The sequence below is a fragment of the Actinomadura craniellae genome (assembly GCF_003289645.1).
GTDB lineage: Bacteria > Actinomycetota > Actinomycetes > Streptosporangiales > Streptosporangiaceae > Actinomadura_D > Actinomadura_D craniellae.
On record NZ_QLYX01000006.1, the window covers coordinates 248,005 to 268,256 of the forward strand.

General features: G+C 72.4%; 18 protein-coding genes and 1 pseudogene. 14 read left to right on the forward strand and 5 right to left on the reverse strand.

The genetic code is table 11. The annotated features are described in order from the left end of the window. Positions 1 to 91 precede the first annotated feature (91 nt). Both mca and DPM19_RS15490 read left to right on the forward strand, forming a co-directional pair. Positions 92 to 952, forward strand: coding sequence for a mycothiol conjugate amidase Mca (gene mca, locus DPM19_RS15485; protein ID WP_111868040.1), 861 nt, complete (start codon positions 92 to 94; stop codon positions 950 to 952). Further along, positions 940 to 1,173 carry a hypothetical protein gene (locus tag DPM19_RS15490; RefSeq protein WP_111868043.1) on the forward strand — a complete coding sequence of 78 codons (234 nt, stop codon included), beginning with the start codon at positions 940 to 942 and terminating at the stop codon, positions 1,171 to 1,173. Before mca ends, DPM19_RS15490 begins: the two co-directional genes overlap by 13 nt. A 135-nt stretch (positions 1,174 to 1,308) precedes the next feature. On the opposite strand, the gene DPM19_RS15495 is transcribed toward DPM19_RS15490, so the two are convergent. Then, complete coding sequence (locus DPM19_RS15495; protein WP_111868046.1) at positions 1,309 to 2,043, reverse strand: ABC transporter permease; 735 nt, start codon at positions 2,041 to 2,043, stop codon at positions 1,309 to 1,311. Positions 2,044 to 2,066: 23 nt separating this feature from the next. Next, positions 2,067 to 2,756: pseudogene (locus DPM19_RS15500) on the reverse strand (ABC transporter ATP-binding protein); the annotation flags it as partial. 133 nt (positions 2,757 to 2,889) lie between these two features. On the opposite strand from DPM19_RS15500, the gene DPM19_RS15505 reads away from it, so the two are divergent. Beyond that, positions 2,890 to 4,290 carry a sensor histidine kinase gene (locus DPM19_RS15505; protein WP_111868049.1) on the forward strand — a complete coding sequence of 467 codons (1,401 nt, stop codon included), beginning with the start codon at positions 2,890 to 2,892 and terminating at the stop codon, positions 4,288 to 4,290. Then, positions 4,290 to 4,946, forward strand: coding sequence for a LuxR C-terminal-related transcriptional regulator (locus tag DPM19_RS15510; protein ID WP_111868054.1), 657 nt, complete (start codon positions 4,290 to 4,292; stop codon positions 4,944 to 4,946). Before DPM19_RS15505 ends, DPM19_RS15510 begins: the two co-directional genes overlap by 1 nt. A gap of 36 nt (positions 4,947 to 4,982) precedes the next feature. Here the strand turns inward: DPM19_RS15510 and DPM19_RS15515 are convergent, their stop codons facing one another. Beyond that, on the reverse strand, positions 4,983 to 6,395 hold the full coding sequence (locus tag DPM19_RS15515; RefSeq protein ID WP_111868057.1) for a S28 family serine protease: 1,413 nt from the start codon (positions 6,393 to 6,395) through the stop codon (positions 4,983 to 4,985). A 226-nt stretch (positions 6,396 to 6,621) separates the two neighbouring features. Between DPM19_RS15515 and DPM19_RS15520 the strand changes: the two genes are divergently transcribed. From DPM19_RS15520 to DPM19_RS35735, 10 genes are all read left to right on the forward strand, one after another. Then, complete coding sequence (locus DPM19_RS15520; protein ID WP_233510188.1) at positions 6,622 to 7,470, forward strand: dioxygenase family protein; 849 nt, start codon at positions 6,622 to 6,624, stop codon at positions 7,468 to 7,470. Between the two features lie 166 nt (positions 7,471 to 7,636). Next, a complete protein-coding gene (locus DPM19_RS15525) occupies positions 7,637 to 8,515 on the forward strand; it encodes a glycoside hydrolase family 16 protein (protein WP_158566798.1) in 879 nt (292 codons plus the stop codon). Positions 8,516 to 8,563: 48 nt separating this feature from the next. Then, positions 8,564 to 10,549: a thioredoxin domain-containing protein gene (locus DPM19_RS15530; protein WP_111868064.1), complete on the forward strand. Its 1,986-nt coding sequence runs from the start codon at positions 8,564 to 8,566 to the stop codon at positions 10,547 to 10,549. 218 nt (positions 10,550 to 10,767) lie between these two features. Next, positions 10,768 to 11,910 carry a C40 family peptidase gene (locus DPM19_RS15535; RefSeq protein ID WP_233510189.1) on the forward strand — a complete coding sequence of 381 codons (1,143 nt, stop codon included), beginning with the start codon at positions 10,768 to 10,770 and terminating at the stop codon, positions 11,908 to 11,910. 103 nt (positions 11,911 to 12,013) lie between these two features. Further along, positions 12,014 to 12,535, forward strand: a complete 522-nt coding sequence (locus DPM19_RS15540; RefSeq protein WP_111868069.1) for a hypothetical protein — start codon at positions 12,014 to 12,016, stop codon at positions 12,533 to 12,535. Between the two features lie 70 nt (positions 12,536 to 12,605). Beyond that, on the forward strand, positions 12,606 to 13,169 hold the full coding sequence (locus DPM19_RS15545) for a hypothetical protein (RefSeq protein ID WP_111868436.1): 564 nt from the start codon (positions 12,606 to 12,608) through the stop codon (positions 13,167 to 13,169). 144 nt (positions 13,170 to 13,313) lie between these two features. Beyond that, complete coding sequence (locus DPM19_RS15550; RefSeq protein ID WP_407642536.1) at positions 13,314 to 14,096, forward strand: isoprenyl transferase; 783 nt, start codon at positions 13,314 to 13,316, stop codon at positions 14,094 to 14,096. Between the two features lie 138 nt (positions 14,097 to 14,234). Beyond that, entirely contained in the window at positions 14,235 to 15,593 is a 1,359-nt protein-coding gene (locus tag DPM19_RS15555) for a PhoH family protein (RefSeq protein WP_233510190.1), read from the forward strand. 407 nt (positions 15,594 to 16,000) lie between these two features. Continuing rightward, positions 16,001 to 16,795: an aggregation-promoting factor C-terminal-like domain-containing protein gene (locus DPM19_RS36270; RefSeq protein ID WP_233510191.1), complete on the forward strand. Its 795-nt coding sequence runs from the start codon at positions 16,001 to 16,003 to the stop codon at positions 16,793 to 16,795. A gap of 179 nt (positions 16,796 to 16,974) precedes the next feature. Then, the gene (locus DPM19_RS35735; protein WP_199485103.1) at positions 16,975 to 17,490 is read left to right on the forward strand and encodes an aggregation-promoting factor C-terminal-like domain-containing protein; all 516 of its coding nucleotides are present in this window, start codon (positions 16,975 to 16,977) and stop codon (positions 17,488 to 17,490) included. Between the two features lie 3 nt (positions 17,491 to 17,493). Here DPM19_RS35735 and DPM19_RS15570 read toward each other — a convergent pair whose 3' ends face one another. Both DPM19_RS15570 and DPM19_RS15575 read right to left on the reverse strand, forming a co-directional pair. Beyond that, complete coding sequence (locus DPM19_RS15570) at positions 17,494 to 18,888, reverse strand: class II fumarate hydratase (protein WP_111868072.1); 1,395 nt, start codon at positions 18,886 to 18,888, stop codon at positions 17,494 to 17,496. A gap of 25 nt (positions 18,889 to 18,913) precedes the next feature. Beyond that, positions 18,914 to 20,176 (reverse strand): serine/threonine-protein kinase, encoded by a 1,263-nt coding sequence (locus tag DPM19_RS15575; RefSeq protein ID WP_111868073.1) that lies wholly within the window; start codon positions 20,174 to 20,176, stop codon positions 18,914 to 18,916. Positions 20,177 to 20,252 lie beyond the last annotated feature (76 nt).

Sequence of the window (20,252 nt, forward strand, 5' to 3'; positions counted from 1 at the left end):
CCCCCGTGGCCGTGGATGCTGTGGACCGGCCCGGGATCTAGCGCTTCCAGAGAGGGACCCCCAGGTGTCTGAGTCAGCACCGCTGCGGCTGATGGCCGTGCACGCCCACCCTGACGACGAATCGAGCAAGGGCGCCGCCACCATGGCGCGGTACGCGGCCGAGGGCGTCGAGGTGCTGGTGGTCACCTGTACCGGCGGCGAACGCGGCGACATCCTCAACCCGGCGATGGACCGGCCCGAGATCAAGGCCGACATCACCGGTGTCCGGCAGCGCGAGATGGCCGCGGCCCGCGAGATCCTGGGTGTCGACCAGAGCTGGCTCGGCTTCGTCGACTCCGGGTTCCCCGAGGGCGACCCGCCGCCCCCGCTGCCCGAGGGGTGCTTCGCGGCGCAGCCGCTGGAGGTGGCCAGCGAGCCGCTGGTCCGCGCGGTGCGCGAGTTCCGGCCGCACGTGATGCTGACCTACGACGAGAAGGGCGGCTACCCGCACCCCGACCACGTCAAGTGCCACGAGGTGTCGATGGAGGCGTTCGAGGCGGCCGGCGACCCCGACCGCTACCCCGGCACCGGCGAGCCCTGGCAGCCGCTCAAGCTCTACTACCACATGTCCTTCACCCTCGACCGGCTGCTGGCGCTGCACCAGGGGATGCTCGACGCCGGGCTGGAGTCGCCGTACAAGGACTGGCTGAAGCGGTGGGAGGACGGCGACCCGCAGCCCTGGGAGGTCACCACCCGGGTGCCCTGCGGCGAGTACTTCGAGACCCGCGACAAGGCGCTGCTGGCGCACGCCACCCAGATCGACCCGAACGGCTTCTGGTTCATGGTCCCGCTGGACCTCCAGCGGCAGGTGTGGCCGACCGAGGACTACCATTTGGCCAGGTCCCTGGTCGACACCGAGTTGCCGGAGGACGACCTGTTCGCCGGTATCCAGGAGAAGGCATGTTGCTCGTAGGACCGCTCGCCGTGCCCGACGATGAGGCCGTCTCCCCGGGCGTGCTCGGCTTCCTGGTGGTGGTCGGGATCGGCCTGGCACTGGTCTTCCTGCTGCGCTCCATGAACAAGCAGATGAAGAAGATCCAGGCCCCCCGCGACGAGGACATCAAGCAGGCCGAATGGGAGGCCCGCCAGGCAGCCGACCACGCCCAGAAGCCCGGCAAGGGCCCCGAGGACTGACGTGATCGTTGAGGAGGGGTGGGGCCCTGGCCCCACCCCTCCTCAACGATCAACCTGGTTCCGGCCGGTTCGGCTCGGGGCAGGTCGTGTGCTCCGTTGCTGCTCCGCCAGTTGACGCGGGACAGGCCGGGCGGCTCATTCCCAGCGGAACAGGCGGGCCGCGGCGAAGCCGCAGAGGGCGGCGGTGACCGCCAGGGTGAGCAGGTGCAGCGGGTCGGGGGCGGTGCCGGTCCAGGCGTCCTGGAGCGATTCGCGGAAGGCGCTGAGCGGGGTGAAGTCGCTGGCGCGGCGCAGCAGGTCCGGCATGTCGTGCTTCTGCAGCCAGATGCCCGCGAAGAACATCGAGGGGAAGACCACCAGCGCGCCCAGCATCCCGGCCGAGGTGGGGCCGGACGCCACCGCGGAGATCAGCAGGCCGATCGCGAACAGCGCCGCGAGGCCGAGCACGCAGGCGGCGAGCAGGCCCGGCAGGTGCCGGGGGAGCGGTATGCCGAGGACGGCCGCGCCGACCGCGATCATCAGTACCAGCGAGGCCAGGGCCGCCACCAGGTTGACGACCAGTTGTGCCAGCAGGAGCCGGGCCGGCCCGACGGGAGTGGTGCGCAGCCGGCGCAGCACGCCCTGCTGCCGGTAGGCCGACAGGGCGCCGGGCAGGGCGAAGGCGGCGACGATGGCGAACGCGATCGCCGTCATCCCGGACGGCAGCAGGCTGTCCAGCGGGGTCTGCCCGCCGAGCTCGGGGAGCGGCTTGCGGACTTCCTCGGGCAGCCCGAAGATCAGCAGCATGCCGAGCGGCAGCGCGAAGACGAAGAACAGCGTCATGTGGTCGCGCAGGTAGAGCCGGGCCTCGGTAAGGATGATCTGGATCATGGGCGGGCCTCCCGGCCGGTCAGCGCCACGAAGGCGTCTTCGAGGGTTCCGCCGGCCCGGGCGGCCAGCCCGGCGGGGGTGTCGAGCGCGACGACCCGGCCGGCGTCGAGCACCGCGATCCGGTCGCACAGCCGTTCGGCCTCGTCCATGAAGTGGGTGACCAGCACGACCGTCACCCCCCGGTCGCGGATGCCCTGGATCAGCCGCCAGGTGTCGCGGCGGGCGTGCGGGTCGAGCCCGGTCGTCAGCTCGTCCAGGATCGCGATCTCCGGCCGGCCGATCAGGGCCAGCGCGATGGACAGCCGCTGCTGCTGGCCGCCGGACAGCTTGGCGTACGCGGTGCGGCGCCGGTCGGCCAGGCCGAGGTCCGCCAGCAGCCGGTCGCCGTCGGCCGGGTCCGGGTAGAAGGAGGCGTACAGCTCCACGGCCTCGCCGACCCGGAGCCGGTCCGGCAGCGCGCTCTGCTGCAACTGCACGCCGACCCGCCGCCGCAGTTCGGCGCCGTCGCGGCCGGGGTCGAGGCCGAGCACGCCGATCGTGCCGCCGTCGGGGCGGCGCAGCCCGGCGACGCACTCGACCAGGGTGGTCTTGCCGGCGCCGTTGCGCCCGATGATCCCGAAGATCTCGCCCCGCTCGACCTGGAGGGAGACGTCCGCGACGGCGGCGGTGCCGCCGTACCGCTTGTGCAGGTTCTCGATGTCGATGACGCTCATGCCCCCAATGCTGGGCAGCGGGCGGGCGCCGGAGAACCCGGCTGGGCCCCGAGCCGGGGTGGGGGTAGGTACACCCCCGGCCGGGGTCTGACCGCGATGTGCGGGGCGGCTGGCCGCGGTCAGACTGGACCGCATGTTCGTGAAGGTGCGCCTCCGCGGCCTGGCGCTGCTGGGCTTGGCGGTCGTCGAGTTGGGTGCGTGCGCGTTGGCGCTGGCCGCGCTGCTGGCGACGTACTGCGTCGGGGTGGGCTGGTTCGTGCTGGGCCCGGCGTTCGGCGGCTGCCGCCGGCTGGCCGTGCTGGCCCGGCGGCACGCCCGGGAGTGGTCGGGGGTGGAGATCCCGGAGCCGTACACGCCCGGCCCGCCACTGCCCGTCCGGCAGCCGGACGGCTGGTACCGGCACGGCCGGGGGCTGTACCGCAGCCCCCGGCTGCCCGCCTACAACCTGCGCACGCTGTGGATGTACTCCGACGGCGCCACCTGGCGTGACCTGCTGTGGACGCTGCTGAACCCCGTCGTGGGCGGCGTGCTGGCCCTGCTCGTGGTGCTCTTCGGCGCCTGGCCGCTGCGGCTGCACGCCCGGTGGACCCGGGTGCTGCTGGCGCCGACCCGGCGCGCCCGGCTGGGGCGGCGGGTGGAGGAGCTGACGCGGACGCGCACCGAGGCCACCGACTCCCTGGCCGCCGAGCTGCGCCGGATCGAACGCGACCTGCACGACGGCACGCAGGCCCGGCTGGTCGCGCTGGGCATGACCGTGGCCGCGGCCGAGGAACTCGTCGAGACGGACCCGGTGGCGGCCCGGGCGCTGCTGGCCCGGGCCCGGGAGTCCGCCGGGCGGGCGCTGACCGAGCTGCGCGGCATCGTGCGCGGCATCTACCCGCCGGTGCTGGCCGAGCGCGGGCTGGCGGACGCGGTCCGGGCGCTGGCACTCGACGCCCCGCTGGACGTGACGGTCACGGCCGAGCTGCGGGAACGCCCCGCGCCGCCGGTGGAGTCGGTCGTCTATTTCGCGGTCAGCGAGGCGCTGGGCAACGTCGTCCGGCATTCCGGCGCCGGCCGCGCCCGGGTCGAGTTGCGGCACGCGGGCGGGCGGCTGCGTGTCTCGGTCACCGACGACGGGTGCGGTGGTGCCACCGCGGACTCCGGCGGTAGCGGGCTGCGGGGGATCGAACGCCGGCTGGCCCCGTTCGACGGCGCCCTCCAGGTGAGCAGCCCGCCGGGCGGGCCGACCACCGTCACCGTCGAGCTGCCGGGTGCGGACGAGCCGGAGCCCGAGGACGTCCCGATGTCCAAGGAGGAGCTGCGGGTGATCGCGGTGCTGGTGCTGGCGTCGATGGCGCTGTGGCCGCAGGGGGTTGTGCCGATGGCCATCCAGCTGACGCACGACGACTCCCGCAGCTGGTTCCTGGCGCTGTACTTGCCGGAACCGCTGCAGTGGCCCACCATCGCGATCATGATTGCGGCGGGACTGTACGGCTACTGGCGGGCCGGGCTCTTCGGTCGTCTCCGGCGGTGGTGGAGGGGCAGGGGCTGATGCGCTTGGTCCTCGCCGAAGACCTCTACCTGCTGCGGGAGGGGTTGATCCACCTGCTGGAGGCGCACGGCTTCGAGATCGCCGCCGCGGTGGAGAGCGGCCCCGAGCTGGAGCGCGCGCTGCTGGCCGAGCGGCCCGACCTGGCGGTGGTGGACGTCCGGCTGCCACCGACCTTCACCGACGAGGGCCTGCAGGCCGCGCTGGCGGCCCGGCGGCGGATTCCCGGGCTGCCGGTGCTGGTGCTCTCCCAGCACGTCGAGCAGCTGTACGCCCGGGAACTGCTCGCCGACGGCACCGGCGGGGTCGGCTACCTGCTCAAGGACCGGGTGTTCGACTCGGGGCAGTTCATCGACGCGGTGCGCCGGGTCGCGGCGGGCGGTACCGCGATGGACCCGGAGGTCATCGCCAAACTGATCACCGGCAACGCCCGGGACGAGCCGCTGGGCGGGCTCACCCCGCGGGAGCGCGAGGTGCTGGAGCTGATGGCCGAGGGCCGGTCCAACGCGGCCATTGGGCAGCGGCTGCACCTCAGCGAGAGCACGGTCGGCAAGCACACCGCGAGCATCTTCGGGAAGCTCGGGCTGGCCCCGTCCGACGACGACAACCGCCGGGTGCTCGCCGTCCTGGCCTACCTGAACGGGACCCGGCGGGGTTGAGCGGTGGCCTCCGGGCGGAGGCCACCGCTCGCGGGTTCACAGCCGCGGACGCCGGACCTGCAGGTCGTCGGTGTCGAGCGGGCTGACGGTCTGCCCGGTCAGCCGCTGCTGCGGTGCCTCCACGCCCGCCCAGCGGCGCAGGGTCGCGGTGGCCTGGGCGCGCTGGGTCTCGGGCAGGTACTGGATCAGCCGCCCGCTGTGGTTGAGGCCGGCGACCTCGTACCAGAGCGAGTCGCGGGTGCCCCTGCCGAGGTGGAACGGCTCGGCGCCCCAGGGGTCGTTCGAGCCGTAGAGGAACATCAGCTCGCTGCCCCGGGTCTTCACCCAGCGGTCGATGTCGGCCATCACCCAGGGCTGGAACCGCATCTGCGCGCGGATCTCACCGGGGACGAACCAGCGCGGGTTGTACAGGTCGGGGTAGCGCCGTAGGTCCTTGAGGTACTTGAACTTCGGCTCCGGCGCACCGAGCTGGGTGCCGGCCTGGAAGTAGTACGGGATGTACGGCTCCAGCCCCTGGTCGGTGTAGAAGCTGAAGTCGGCGACCGAGTGGACGAAGTCCCACAGCTGGTCGGTCGAGGCGGTGGCGGGCGGGACCTGGGCGCAGGCCGATTCGAGCTGGTACTGCCAGAACGCCCATTCGGTGTCGAGCACGGTGGCTTCGAGTGCCCGGTCCGCGGTGCCCAGGTAGGTGAAGGTGTAGCCGTTCTCCTTGGCGAACGTCTCGTACCGGGTGACGAACTCGGCGCGCCGCTTGAGCACCTCGCGTTGCAGCGCCTTGAGCGAGGTGCGGCAGGCGGGGTCGGAGCCGACCGTCTCGAAGAACCGGTCGTAGGCGCGGTCCTCGTTGTTCACCACGTCGTTGGGCGCCACGTAGGCGACGGTGCCGTCGATGTCCTTGGGGTAGAAGCGCCGGTGGTAGATCGAGGTCATGCCGCCCTTGCTGCCACCGGTGGAGATCCACTTGGTGTCGTAGACGGACTTGAGGGCCCGGACCAGCCGGTGGTGGTCGGTGGCGGCCTGCCAGATGTTCAGGTCCGACCAGTCGGCCGGCTGGGGGCGCGAGGGGGTGAAGAACCGCTGCTCCACCGAGATCTGGTTGCCGTCCACGAGCTGGGTCGGTTCCGAGCGGGACGGGTTGGTGTTGAGGTTGTAGCCGGAGGTGAACAGCACCACCGGCCGGTCCTCGGACTTGTGCAGCAGGCTGAACCGTTGCTCGAACCAGGGGCCGCCGGGCTTGCGGTGGTCGGCCGGCTGACGGTAGGTCAGCAGGAAGAACCGGTAGGCGGGGTCGTTGGAGGGTCTCTCCGACAGCACCGTCATTCCGGGAATGGCCTCGAGTTCGGCGACGATGTCGTCCGCCGGTGCCGCCACGGACGGGGTCGCCGTCCCGAGGCCGGCCAGTCCGGCGAGCATGGCGGCCGTGAGGATTCGTGCACCTCTGGCTTTCATCCGCACCTCCTGAGTGGATGACATGACGAGGTGCGACATTAGGCATGAAGTACGCAAATCCACCTACGGTGGTTATTTCGTTACGTATCTGTAGTGCGTCCCGGCCAGGCGATCAGACGTTTTCGCAGGTCAATCAGGGATTGGAATGATTGAACTCTCAAACAAGTTCCCCTAGGGTGTTACTTGAGAGTTCAAGGGACTCTCGACCGGTGGAGAGAAGGCGACCGTGTCGCACCCGTACACCCTGCATCTGGCCCACACCGCCGCAGCGGGCGAGCATCCGCTGTGGACCCCCGACGACGGGCCGCTGCCCGCGCTGTACCTCAGCCACGGCGCCCCGCCGCTGCTGGAGGACGCCGGCTGGATGACCGAACTGTTCGGCTGGGCCCGGGCGCTACCCCGGCCGCACGCCATCCTGATCGTCAGCGCGCACTGGGAACAGGCTCCGCTGGCGATTTCGAGCACGGCCGCGCACACCACGCCCGTCTACGACTTCGGCGGCTTCGCCCCGCTGTACTCCCGGATGCGGTACGACACCCCGGACGCCACCGACCTGGCCCGCCGGGTGCTGGCGGCGCTCCCCGACGGCGAGACCGCACACGAGCACCGCGACCGGGGGCTCGACCACGGCGCGTGGGTGCCGCTGAAGGCGATGTACCCCGAGGCCGACATCCCCGTCCTGCAGCTGAGCCTGCCCGGCCAGGACCCCGACCGGCTGCTGGCGCTGGGCGCCCGGCTGCGGGAACTGCGCCAGGAGGGCGTGCTGGTCATCGGCTCCGGCTTCATGACCCACGGCCTGCCCTTCCTGCGCGAGTGGCGTCCCGACGCCGCCGTCCCCGGCTGGTCGGCTGAGTTCGACGGCTGGGCCGCCGAGGCGCTGGCCCGCGGGGACGTGGCGGAACTGGCGGCCTTCCGCGACCGCGCCCCCGGCATGCCCTACGCGCACCCCACCGTCGAGCACTTCACCCCGCTGTTCGTCACCCTCGGCGCCGCCACCGATCCCGCGGCTCCCGTCACCACCACCGTCGAGGGCTACTTCATGGGGCTGGCCAAACGTTCCTTCCAGGCCGCCTGAGGGGGGTGGGCCGAGCCGCGGTCTGAGCCGAACAGAGGGGACGGCTCAGGCCGCGGCGCGGCCCAGGCCGAGCGCGCCGGGCAAGGAATCGTCACTGATCGCAAGCGATATACCACTGTCGGTGTGGCTCGGCGGAAACGCGGTATGAGCTGCTTCCATGGGAGCCATGACCTCAGGCCCGATCCGGATCGGGGCGTTCGCCCTGCTGGCGGCCGTCGCCGGGTGCGCGAGCGGTGACCACACCGACCGGCGCCCCTTCGACGGCCCGCGGTCCAAGTCCCGGGAGGGCGGCGTCCTGGTGGCTCCGCGACCGCTGGCGGAAGCGGCGCCCCGGACGCTCGGAACGCTCCAGCCCAAGGCGCCCGTCCCGGCCCGTCCCGCCGAGCGCCGCCGGCCCGGGTTCTGGGGCCGGCCGATCCTGGTCGAGGACTTCTCCGGCCGGCGGCTCGACTCCCGGGCCTGGGCCGTCTACCACTCCCCGGACGCCCGGGTGCATCCGCGGACCCGGCACGCCGTCCGGGTCGCCGGCGGGGCGCTGCGGATCAGCGGCGGGAACTTCGGCGGCCGGGACCTCTCCGGCGGCGTCGCCTCGCTGATCGACCAGCGGTACGGCCGCTGGCAGGTGCGGATGCGCGCCGACCGGGGCGGCGGCTACTCGGCCGTCGCGCTGCTGTGGCCGGAGCGGATGGGCGACCCCGAGCACGCCGAGATCGACTTCGCCGAGATCATCGACCCCGCCCGGCGCACCCACGGCATGTTCATCCACCGCGGCCCGGACGGCGCCACCGCGCGGCGCGCGGTCCGCGCCGACTTCACCCGCTGGCGCACGGTCACCGTCGACTGGCTGCCCGGCCGGGTGGTGATCTGGCTGGACGGCCGCCGGGTCTGGGACTACCGGGGCCCGCTCGTCCCCCGGCGGGGCCGGATGGGCCTGGCCCTGCAGAACGACGTGGTGTGCGGCCCGGGCTCCTGCCGGACCGGCCGGACCCCGCGCGAGGTCACCATGCACGTCGACTGGGTGCGCATCCACCGCTTCCCCGGATAACCCGGGCCGGGTCGGCTAACTCCGCTCCTGTGGGGCAGGATCGGGCGCATGAACCGGCTCAAGGACGCGACCAGCCCCTACCTCCTCCAGCACGCCGACAACCCCGTCGACTGGTTCCCCTGGGGCGACGCGGCGTTCGAGGAGGCCCGCCGCCGGGACGTGCCGATCCTGCTGTCGGTGGGGTACGCGGCCTGCCACTGGTGCCATGTGATGGCCCACGAGTCGTTCGAGGACGCCGAGACCGCCCGGCTGATGAACGACCTGTTCGTCAACGTGAAGGTCGACCGGGAGGAGCGCCCCGACGTCGACGCCGTCTACATGGAGGCCACCCAGGCCATGACCGGCCAGGGCGGCTGGCCGATGACGGTGTTCGCCACCCCGGACGGCCACCCCTTCTACTGCGGGACCTACTTCCCGAACCAGCATTTCCGGACGCTGCTGGAGGCCGTCCACCGGGCGTGGACGACCCAGCGCGACGAGGTGGTGCAGCAGGGCCGCCAGGTGGTCGACGCGCTCGCCTCCCGGGGTCCGGTCGAGGGCGGCGCCGAGCCGCCCGGCGCCGAGACGCTGGCCACGGCCGTCACCGCGCTCGCGGCGACCTACGACACCGCCCGGGGCGGGTTCGGCGGGGCGCCCAAGTTCCCGCCGTCCATGGTGCTGGAGTTCCTGCTGCGGCGGCACGCGCTCGGCGGCGACCCCGAGGCGCTCGCGATGGCCTCGCACACCTACGAGGCGATGGCCCGGGGCGGCCTGTACGACCAGCTCGGCGGCGGGTTCGCCCGCTACTCGGTGGACGCCGGCTGGGTGGTGCCGCACTTCGAGAAGATGCTGTACGACAACGCGCTGCTGGCCCGGGGCTACGCGCACTGGTGGCGGCTGGGCGGTTCCCCGCTGGCCCGCCGGATCGCGCTGGAGACCTGCGACTGGATGCTCCGCGACCTGCTGACCCCCCAGGGCGGGCTGGCCTCCGCGCTGGACGCCGACAGCGAGGGGGAGGAGGGGCGCTACTACGTCTGGACCTCCGAGCAGTTGCGCGAGGTGCTGGGCGAGGAGGACGGCGCCCACGCGACCGAACTCTTCGAGGTGACCGGCACCTTCGAGCACGGCACCTCGGTGCTGCAACTGCTGCACGACCCGGTGGACGAGGAGCGGTACGCCCGGATCCGGGCCGCGCTGCTGGACGCCCGGGCCGGGCGCGTCCCGCCGGCCCGCGACGACAAGGTGGTGACCGCCTGGAACGGGCTGGCGATCGCGGCGCTGGCCGAGTGCGGCGCGCTGTTCGACCGGCCCGACCTGGTCGAGGCGGCCCGGACGGCGGCCCGGCTGATCGAGGACCTGCACCTGGACGGCGGCCGGCTGCTGCGCACCTCCCGGGACGGTGTCGCCGGCCCGCACGCCGGGGTGCTGGAGGACTACGCCGACCTCGCCGAGGGGTTGCTGACCCTGCACTCGGTGACCGGCGACCCGGCGTACGTGCGGACGGCCGGCGAGCTGCTGGAGACCGTGCTCACCCGGTTCGGTGACGGCGCGGGCGGTTTCTACGACACCGCCGACGACGCGGAACGCCTGTTCCGGCGGCCCCAGGACCCGACCGACAACGCCACCCCGTCCGGGCAGTTCGCCGCGGCCGGGGCGCTGCTGTCGTACGCCGCGCTGACCGGTTCGGCCCGGCACCGGGAGGCGGCCGAGGCGGCGCTCGCGCCGGTCACCCCGCTGGCCGAGCGGCACGCCCGGTTCGCCGGCTGGGGGCTGGCGGTGGCGGCGGCCCGGCGGGGCGGCCCGCTGGAGATCGCCGTGGTGGGCGAGCCGGACGATCCGCGGACCCGGGAACTGCACCGGACGGCGCTGCTGGCGGCGGCCCCCGGGGCGGTGGTGACGGTGGGCGCGCCGGGCGGCTCCGAGGTGCCGTTGCTGGCGGGACGCGGTCTGGTGGGCGGTGTTCCGGCCGCATATGTTTGCCGCGACTTCGCCTGCCGGCTGCCGGTCACGACGGTGGCGGACCTTACCGTCGAGATCGCGGGTGCGCAGAAGTGACAGAGATTTGCTCGATGGAGTGCTGACCCGAGCGCTCAGAAATGTAGGGAAGTTAGTAGTTACCTTCCGGTAGTGCGGGTTTAGGCTGCAAGGGCGAAACTGTGCTTTCGGGGTGCCTGGACGCCTGCCGCCCAGTTGAGACATGATCGGTGGCCGTGTCAGGCCGCCGTACGAGGGAGTGTGTTGCCGTGCGCCCGGACCGCCGTGTACTGCCAACGGTGATCGGCGTTTCGGTCCTCACCACCCTCGCGGCGAACGTCGCGGTGGTCATCGCCCACCAGCAGACGAAGGGCGAACCCGCCCGCCGGGACGCCAACGAGCGGTATGTCGCCGCCGCCAGCGGATCGCGGCTCTCGCCCGCCCCGGTGGCGCCGCTGCAGCAGCGGGTGACGCCGAAGGTCCTGGTGGCCGGTTCCGGCCCGATGCCGCTCGAGGCGCTGAGCCGGCTGCGCCGGATCAAGGGGGTCGGCGCGGTCGAGGTCGCCGACGCGGCCCAGGCCATGGTCGACGGCAAGCGTGTCGGGCTGCTCGGCGTCGAGCCCTCGACGTTCCGCGCCTTCACCCCCAAGCCCACCGCGCAGTCCGACGACCTGTGGCGCAACGTGGCGGCCGGCGATGTGGCCATCTCCTTCACCATGGGCAGTGACGGCGGTGTCAAGCTCGGTACCCAGGTGCCGGTCGGCGGGCAGGCGCGGCAGGCGCAGCTTCGGGTCGGCGCGTACGCCACCATGGGCATCGCCGACGTCGACGCGGTGGTCTCCCGCGCCACGGCCCGCAACCTCGGCGTGCCGACCGGCAACGCGGTGCTGATCAGCGCCCCCAAGGTGAAGACGGACGCCCTGCTCAAGCAGATCCGCAGGGTGGTGCCCAAGACGGTGAAGGCCGTCGAGGTCAGCCCGCAGATCGACGCTCCGAAGGCGGGCGGCCAGTTGCCCGCGGCGCGCGGCCGGGTGATGAACGTGCAGCAGGTTCGGACCGTGATCGAGGCCGCGCGAACCCGGCTGGGCTGGCCCTACGTCTGGGGCGGCGAGTCGGAGGCCGAGGGCGGTTACGACTGCTCCGGGCTGATGCAGTTCGCCTTCGCCCGGGCCGGGATCAGGCTGCCCCGGGTGGCCGCCGACCAGGCCCGGGCCGGCTGGGTCCTGCCCTACGAGAAGGCCCAGCCCGGCGACATGCTCATCTGGGCCAACGACCCCACCGCCCCGGGCTACATCTCGCACATCGCCCTCTACATCGGCAACGGCCGGATGATCGCCGCCCCTCGCCGGGGCACCGTGGTCCAGGTGCAGAACGTCTACCTGCGCAACTTCCGGGGCGCCATCCGGGTCAACCCCCAGGTGTCCGCCCGGATCGCCTACTGATCCCGTCCTCCTGACCGCCTCGGCCGGATCGTCGCCGGGAGCGGCCGTCAACGCATGCTCCCTGTCGGTTGGCTTGGCTCGCAAAAGGTGTAATCATGATTACGTGCATGCGAGCGAAGCGCAGGAGAAGCTGCGCGGCTGGTTCACCGGCCGGCTGCCCGAAGGCTGGTTCGAGGGTCCGCTGGAGGTCGTGCTCGACCGGGAAGAGGTCTCCGTGGTCGGCCGGCTGCCCGACCCGCCGCGCGCCGAGGACGTCTCCGACACCGAGTGGGCCGCCGCCGCGGCCGGCCAGATCCAGCGCTTCCGCGAGGAGACCCGGGAGCGGCGCATCGCCATCGCCCGCGAGGCCGAGGAGCGCTTCGGCCGGAAGGTGTCCTGGGGCGTCCGGTGCGGCCCGGCGCGGGAGATGTTCACGACCCTCTCGGTGCCCGTGATGACCCGGCTGCGGCAGCCCGAGCGGCGGGTCCTGGACACGCTCGTCGAGGCCGGGGTGGCGCGCAGCCGCAGCGATGCGCTGGCCTGGTGCGTCCGGCTGGTGGGCAAGAACGCCGACGCGTGGCTGAGCGAGTTGCGCGAGGCCCTCCAGCACGTCGAACGGGCGCGCGCCGCCGGGCCCGACCTCTGACCCTGCCGACCTGGCAAACGTTCGGTCAGGGAATCCGATCTTGGCGTTTCGGCTGGCCTACCGTACCCGGGTGGGAGGACTGCACTGCCTGGACGGATCATCGCTGCGGGTGATCCCGGTGCCGTCGTGCGACAGCGGCGGCACCCCGTACGAGGTGACGCTGCGGCTGGAGCGCGACGGCGCGTCCTTCGGCTCGGTCGGCGAGCGCTGCGGCTACTTCATCGCCGATCTGGCCGCCCGGCTCGCCGCGGCCCGGGCCGAGGGCTCGCCGCAGGCGGTGCGCTGGCGCGACCCCGACGACCGGTTCCCCGACCCGCCCCGGCCCCCCGCCGCCCGCGGTGAGCGGAGCCAGGAGTGCGAGCTGTTCGCCTTCCGCTACCGCGATCGCGTCGACCTGGCCGGTACCGGCGAACTGCGCTGTACGGTCCGCACGTCGTCCGTCTGGATCCCCCGCCAGGAGGAGTGCTGGTCGGGACGGGGCCCGGCGCTCGGCCGGTGGCGGCTGAACCGGCGGGCCGTGGTCGAGGCGTGGGGCGCCGGGGGGCGCGGCGTCCGGGCGGTGCTCACCTCCGGCGAACTGGAGCTCTTCCTGACCGACCTGCTCGACGCGGTGGAGCGGATCGGCGAAAGTTAGCGAAATCCCGAGAAATCCCGATGTAGGGCCATCAACACGACGAGCCGGGCGATAATTGGGCGTCGTTCATCATGGGGTTCAACACGGGCCGGTTCCGGGGGAGGAGAGCCCATGGCGGTATGGCGGCGTGCGCTCAGCGAGGGGATGCGGCGCAGTGGGCTGTACGCGGCGATCCGGGAACAGGTCTACCGGGCCTACGAGCGCCGGGTGGAGTCCTCGCTGCCGACCGGCGTCGCCCCCCGGCACGTGGGCGTGATCCTCGACGGGAACCGGCGCTGGGCGCGCTCGCTGGGGCTGAGCGACGTCAACACCGGTCACCAGCGCGGGGCCGACAAGATCTCCGAACTGCTCCAGTGGTGCACCGAGGCGGGCGTCGAGCACGTCACGCTCTGGCTGCTGTCCACCGACAACCTGGCCCGGCCTGCCCAGGAACTCGATCCACTGCTGACGATCATCGAGAAGACCGTCCAGAAGTTCGTCGCCGACGGCTGGCACGTGAAGCCCGTCGGGGCGCTCGACCTCCTGCCCGACAAGACCGCTCGTGTCCTAAAAGACGCGGGTGAGGCCACATCCGACGCTCCCGGCCTGATTGTGAACGTCGCGGTGGGGTACGGAGGTAGGCGTGAGATCGCTGATGCGGTGCGCTCACTGCTCATCGAGCAGGCGGGCAAAGGCACCAGCATCGAGGAACTCGCCGAGATCCTCGACGTTGAGCACATCGCCGAGCATCTCTACACGCGCGGCCAGCCCGATCCTGACCTGGTCATCCGTACCTCGGGAGAGCAGCGGCTGTCCGGATTCATGCTCTGGCAGAGCGCCCACTCGGAGTTCTACTTCTGCGAGGTCCACTGGCCGGACTTCCGCAAGGTCGACTTCCTGCGGGCGCTTCGTTCGTATGCCGCGCGGCACCGTCGCTACGGTTCCTGACTCCTTCTCTGGGGAATCTCCCCATGTGATACAGGTCACCGTGGCGATATTGCGGTCGGACCGTAACGTGGTATCAGGTTCCCCCCGAGGAAAGGGCGTTTCCAGGCCCTGGGCCTGGCGGTGCCCGAAGGAGAGCGAGTGGCCACTTCCTCCTCGCGCCGTGTCACTCCGCAGTCCCACACTGCGGACGAGGGCCGGCGCACGTACGTCCTCGACACCAGTGTCCTGCTCGCCGACCCGGGGGCGATGACCCGGTTCGCCGAGCACGAGGTCGTACTTCCGATCGTCGTCATCACCGAGCTCGAAGCCAAGCGCAACCACCCGGAACTGGGCTACTTCGCCCGCCAGGCGTTGCGCACCCTGGACGACCTGCGAGTCGACCACGGCCGTCTGGACGAGGCCGTCGCCATCGGAGATCTCGGTGGAACGCTCCGGGTCGAGCTCAACCACTCCGACGCCTCCGTGCTGCCGGACGGCTTCCGGCTGGGCGACAACGACACCCGAATCCTCTCGGTGGCCGGCTGGCTGGCCAAGGAGGGCAAGGACGTCGTCCTGGTCTCCAAGGACCTGCCGCTGCGGGTGAAGGCTTCGGCGGTCGGCCTGGCGGCCGAGGAGTACCGCGCGGAGCTCGCGGTGGTCGAGTCCGGCTGGACCGGTATGCGCGAGCTGGAACTGACGAACGATCAGGTCGAGGAGCTGTACGAGACGAGCCGGCTGGACCTCGACCGGTCCATGGCGGGCACGGACGACCTGGCCTGCCACACCGGGCTGCGGCTGCTGTCGGAGCGCGGCTCGGCGCTGGGCCGGGTGATGCCCGACAAGTCCGTCCGGCTGGTCCGCGGCGACCGCGAGGTGTTCGGGCTGCGCGGCCGGTCGGCGGAGCAGCGGGTCGCCATCGACCTGCTGATGGACGAGGACGTCGGCATCGTCTCGCTGGGCGGCCGGGCGGGCACCGGCAAGTCCGCGCTCGCGCTGTGCGCCGGGCTGGAGGCGGTCCTCGAACGGCGCCGGCACCGCAAGGTCGTCGTCTTCCGCCCGCTGTACGCCGTGGGCGGGCAGGACCTGGGCTACCTGCCGGGGTCGGAGAACGAGAAGATGTCGCCCTGGGCGCAGGCGGTCTTCGACACCCTGTCGGCGATGACGACCCCCGAGGTGGTCGAGGAGGTCCTCGACCGCGGCATGCTCGAGGTCCTGCCGCTGACCCACATCCGGGGACGCTCGCTGCACGACTCCTTCGTGATCGTCGACGAGGCGCAGTCGCTGGAGCGCGGGGTGCTGCTGACCGTGCTGTCGCGGATCGGCGCGGGCTCCCGGGTCGTCCTCACCCACGACGTGGCCCAGCGCGACAACCTGCGCGTCGGCCGGCACGACGGCGTGGCCGCCGTGGTCGAGCGGCTCAAGGGTCACCCGCTGTTCGCACACGTCACGCTGACGCGCTCGGAGCGGTCCCCGATCGCCGCCCTGGTGACCGACATGCTGGGAGATGTGGGGGTCTGACCCCGGATCGCACCGCGACGGCGGGCTGCCACCAACGTGTGGCGGCCCGCCGTTTCAGTCACACCACGTACCGCCATGGCTCCATTGCGTAAATTGTGATGAAGGTCACTTGTTTTGGTGACAACCTGAGGAATCCCTGCTCCCGTCGTGGTTTCGACGGTGTTCTGGCCGGGTTGACAACGCGCGGACCGGGGGCAGTTGTCTCGTTTTGGTTGCGGAGACCCCCCTGACCTCCGGCATCGTTGGGCGCCGTAAGCACCCCGGCCAGCGCGCGTCCCCTCGCGAACCCCCCTGCGAGCGCGCTGACGATCAGGTGCCGAGACCGGCCGCGACGGCCGGTCACCGGCCCCGGGGTGGACGCACTTCGCCCGCGTGTCCATGCGCGTGCGACCGGCGGAAGGACCGGCTTGTACGGAGACCATCCCGGGTCCCCTAGGCGAGACGGTGTCGAACCCGACCCCCTGCCCCCCGCGAGCTTCGGCGCCCCGCAGCCCGGCCCGGACGTCCGCGTCGCCGGAGCCGCCCAGGCGCCCCCGCGCGAGGAGATCGCCGGCCGGGGAGTCCCCCGCACCCAGGGCCGCCGCATCACCCCCGCCAAGATCGCGGTGGTGGCCGCCGTCGCCGTCACCGTGGTGGGCGGCGGCACCGTGGCCGCGCTGGCCGTCACGGGCGGCTCCGGCGAGCCGCCGGTGACCGCCGTGTCGCCCGGACCGGCGGCGGCCGACCCGCCCCAGGTGGACGCCCAGGCCCTGGACGCGCAGCGGCGCAGGGACGCCCTGAAGCGGGCCGCCCATGCCGCCTACGGCGACGCGGCCAAGCCGCCGCGGCTCGCCCCCAAGGGCACCCCGCCCACGCCCACGGCCGCCCCGGGCGCGCCGACCGCCGGCAACCCCGTCCCGGCCGGTGAGGCGCAGCGGATCGCCAAGCAGATGCTGCCCTCGTTCGGGTTCGACCCCGACACCCAGTTCGGCTGCCTGGTCGAGCTGTGGATGAAGGAGAGCGGCTGGCGGACCACCGCGGCCAACCCCTCCGGCGCCTACGGCATCCCGCAGGCGCTGCCGGGCTCCAAGATGGCCAGCGCGGGCGCCGACTGGCGGACCAACCCGCGCACCCAGATCAAGTGGGGCCTGAACTACATCAAGAGCCGCTACAAGACCCCCTGCGGTGGGTGGGCGGCCTTCAACCGGCAGGGCTGGTACTGATCCACCCGTAGTACGGAATCTCCGGCGCGGCGGCCGGTAAAACCGATGCCGCCCGCCGGGCGGTACCGGGTTCCCCCGGCCCGCCGGGGGTCGGTGACGTGCCACCGGCGGGCAAAGATCAGGGTGGGAAGTCCGGTGCGGAGGTTCGGGCCTCCGGGTTCCGCCGCATGTTTCCCGCCATGCCCTTGCACAGAGTGAAGGCCGGTCCCGCGAAGACGGCCGTCGTCGCCCTGACGACGCTCCTCGGCGCCGGCCTGGCCGTGGCCCCCGCACCGAACCCCGCACACGCCGGCCGCGCTCCGGCCGACCCGCCCGACTCCCACGCCCACGGGGAACCGGCCGAGGACGAGCCGGCCCGTACGACCGTGCGGGCGCGCCGGCTCACCCGGGTCGTGCGCAACAAGCTCATCGCCTGGGAGCTGATGGACCGGCGCCGCTGGGCCTCCGAGCACCAGTTCCGCTGCCTGGACCGGCTGTGGACGCGGGAGAGCGGCTGGAACCACCGGGCGCACAACTCACGCACCGGGGCGCACGGCATCCCGCAGGCGCACCCGGGCGGCAAGATGGCCACCGCGGGCGACGACTGGCGGACCAACCCGCGTACCCAGATCAAGTGGGGCCTGCGCTACATCAGGAGCCGGCACGGCACCCCGTGCGGCGCCTGGCGGCACCTGCGCGCCACCGGCTGGTACTGACCGTCATGGGTGCCGGGTCATGCCGAGCACGTCGAGCGCCGCGTCGAGCTGTTCGAGGGTGAGCGCGCCCCGCTCGACGTGCCCCCGCTCCAGGACGACCTCGCGGATCGTCCGGCGCTCGCGCAGCGCCTGCTTGGCGACCACTGCGGCCTCCTCGTAGCCGAGGTAGCGGTTCAGCGGCGTGACGATCGAGGGCGAGGACTCGGCGTACTCGCGGCAGCGGTCGGCGTCGGCCTCGATGCCGTCCACGCACCGCTCGGCCAGCAGCCGGGACGCGGCGGCCAGCAGCCGGATCGACTCCAGCAGGTTGCGGGCCAGCATCGGCAGCATCACGTTGAGCTCGAAGTTGCCGGCCGCGCCGCCGAACGCGATGGCCGCGTCGTTGCCGATCACCTGGGCGGCCACCTGGCAGACCGCCTCGGGGATCACCGGGTTGACCTTGCCCGGCATGATCGACGAGCCGGGCTGCAGGTCCGGCAGCCGGATCTCGGCCAGCCCGGCGCGCGGCCCGGAACCCATCCAGCGGAGATCGTTGGAGATCTTGGTGAGGCTCACCGCGATCGTCCGCAGCGCGCCGCTGGTCTCCACCAGGGCGTCCCGCGCGCCCTGCGCCTCGAAGTGGTCGCGGGCCTCCCGCAGCGGCAGCCCGGTGGCCCGCGCCACCTCGGCGATCACCCGGGCGGCGAAGCCGGGCGGGGTGTTGAGCCCGGTGCCGACCGCCGTGCCGCCCAGCGGCAGCTCGGCCAGCCGGGGGAGCGCGGCCTCCAGCCGCTCCACGCCGAGCTGCACCTGCGCCGCGTACCCGCCGAACTCCTGGCCCAGGGTCACCGGGGTGGCGTCCATCAGGTGGGTGCGCCCCGACTTGACCACGTCGGCGAACTCGGCTGCCTTGGCCGCCAGCGAGCTCGCCAGCAGGCGCAGGGCCGGGATCAGGTCGTGCACCACCCCGGCGGTGGCGGCGATGTGGATGGAGGAGGGGAAGACGTCGTTGGACGACTGGGAGGCGTTCACGTGGTCGTTGGGGTGCACCGGCCGGCCCAGCTGTTCGGTCGCCAGCGTCGCGACGACCTCGTTGGCGTTCATGTTGGACGAGGTGCCCGACCCGGTTTGGAAGACGTCGATCGGGAAGTGGTCGTCCAGCGCGCCGTCGGCCACCTCGCGGGCCGCGGCGGCGACCGCCGCCGCCACCTCGGGATCGAGGACGCCCAGCTCCGCGTTCACCACGGCCGCCGCGGCCTTGATCTCGCCCAGCGCGGCGATCTGCGCGGAGTCGATCGGACGGCCCGAGATCGGGAAGTTCTGCACCGCCCGCTGGGTCTGGGCGCGCCACCGGGCCCAGACCGGTACCCGGACCTCTCCCATGGAGTCGTACTCGACCCGGAATTCCTGCTCGGTCATGTCGCGGACACCTCCGCGACCGAATCTATCCGGCGCCGGGCGTGCTCTTGGCGATGGTGTAGTTCTTGCGCTCGCCGGCGTTGCCGAGCGGCTGCAGGACGCCGTTGACCCACACCTCGCAGGCGGCGGAGTCGTAGACCACGGCGGTGAGCCGGGCCTCGTCGAACTGGCGCACGTCGTCCTTGACGAGCGACCCGTTGTACTTGATGTCGAGCGCGTCGCCGGAGGTGACGAAGAGCCGGCACTGGTCGTTGACGGCCCGGACGACCAGGGCGTTGGTGTCGGCGCCCGCGGGCCGCTGGACCGACGGCCGGGTGTGGGCCGCCGCGGGCGAGGAGCCGGGCTGCTCCCGCATCATGCCGAGGATCAGGGCACCGCCGCCGATCGCGCAGGACGCGACGGTGGCGGCGACCAGGCCGAACACCACTGCCAGCCGGTAGCGCGGGTCGGTGCGCCGGCGCGCCGACCGGGGCCCCGACACGGCACGCTCCAGCCGGTCGACGGCCCGAGCGTGGCTGAGCCGCCGCACCGGGTTCTTCTGCAGCAGGCCGGTGATCACGGGGCTCAGCGCGCCGGCGTTCTGCGGCGGCGCGGCCTCCTCGTTGGCCAGCGCGCTGAGCGTCGCCATGACGTTGCCGCGTTCGAACGGCGGGGTGCCCTCGACCGCGGCGTACAGCGTCGCGCCCAGCGACCACAGGTCGGACTGCGGGGTGGCCTTCTCGCCGGCGGCGACCTCGGGGGCCACGTAGGCGGGGGAGCCCATGAAGTGCCCGGTCTTGGTGATGCTGGCCGAGCCGGACGAGACGGCCAGCCCGAAGTCGGTCAGCACCACCCGGTCGCCGTCGAGCAGGACGTTGCTCGGCTTGATGTCGCGGTGCATGATGCCGGCCCGGTGCGCCACCGCCAGCGCGTCGAGCATCCGCCGGCCGATGTGGGCCACCTGGGCGAGCGGTAGCGGCCCGTCGCGCTCGATGAGCTGTTCGAGGCTGGGCGCCTCGATCAGCTCCATCACGATCCAGGGGCGCCCCTGCTCGATGACGACGTCGTAGACCTCGACGATCGAGTGGGTGCGCAGCTGTGCGGGTGCCCTGGCCTCGCGCAGCGTACGCCGGTAGAAGACCACCCGTTCGGCTTCGGAGAGGTCCTGGGGCAGCCGGAGTTCTTTGATCGCCACGGCACGGTCGAGCAGGTCGTCGTGACCTCGCCAGACCGTGCCGTTGGCGCCCTGGCCAATTTCGGAGACCAGCCGATAGCGCGTCGCTAGTACGAGGCGCTCAGACTGAGACATGGCGAAGAAGATACCGGAATGACTACCTTGCTACGGGGCCGATCCGGGTACCTCTTTAGAACGCGCTGTATGTCGT

Excerpts from the sequence above, each read along its gene's own strand:
- mca (WP_111868040.1), top strand. The coding sequence starts at position 92 with ATGGCCGTGCACGCCCACCCTGACGACGAATCGAGCAAGGGCGCCGCC.
- DPM19_RS15490 (WP_111868043.1), top strand. The coding sequence starts at position 940 with ATGTTGCTCGTAGGACCGCTCGCCGTGCCCGACGATGAGGCCGTCTCC.
- DPM19_RS15495 (WP_111868046.1), bottom strand. The coding sequence starts at position 2,043 with ATGATCCAGATCATCCTTACCGAGGCCCGGCTCTACCTGCGCGACCAC.
- DPM19_RS15505 (WP_111868049.1), top strand. The coding sequence starts at position 2,890 with ATGTTCGTGAAGGTGCGCCTCCGCGGCCTGGCGCTGCTGGGCTTGGCG.
- DPM19_RS15510 (WP_111868054.1), top strand. The coding sequence starts at position 4,290 with ATGCGCTTGGTCCTCGCCGAAGACCTCTACCTGCTGCGGGAGGGGTTG.
- DPM19_RS15515 (WP_111868057.1), bottom strand. The coding sequence starts at position 6,395 with ATGAAAGCCAGAGGTGCACGAATCCTCACGGCCGCCATGCTCGCCGGA.
- DPM19_RS15525 (WP_158566798.1), top strand. The coding sequence starts at position 7,637 with ATGACCTCAGGCCCGATCCGGATCGGGGCGTTCGCCCTGCTGGCGGCC.
- DPM19_RS15530 (WP_111868064.1), top strand. The coding sequence starts at position 8,564 with ATGAACCGGCTCAAGGACGCGACCAGCCCCTACCTCCTCCAGCACGCC.
- DPM19_RS15550 (WP_407642536.1), top strand. The coding sequence starts at position 13,314 with ATGCGGCGCAGTGGGCTGTACGCGGCGATCCGGGAACAGGTCTACCGG.
- DPM19_RS35735 (WP_199485103.1), top strand. The coding sequence starts at position 16,975 with ATGCCCTTGCACAGAGTGAAGGCCGGTCCCGCGAAGACGGCCGTCGTC.
- DPM19_RS15570 (WP_111868072.1), bottom strand. The coding sequence starts at position 18,888 with ATGACCGAGCAGGAATTCCGGGTCGAGTACGACTCCATGGGAGAGGTC.
- DPM19_RS15575 (WP_111868073.1), bottom strand. The coding sequence starts at position 20,176 with ATGTCTCAGTCTGAGCGCCTCGTACTAGCGACGCGCTATCGGCTGGTC.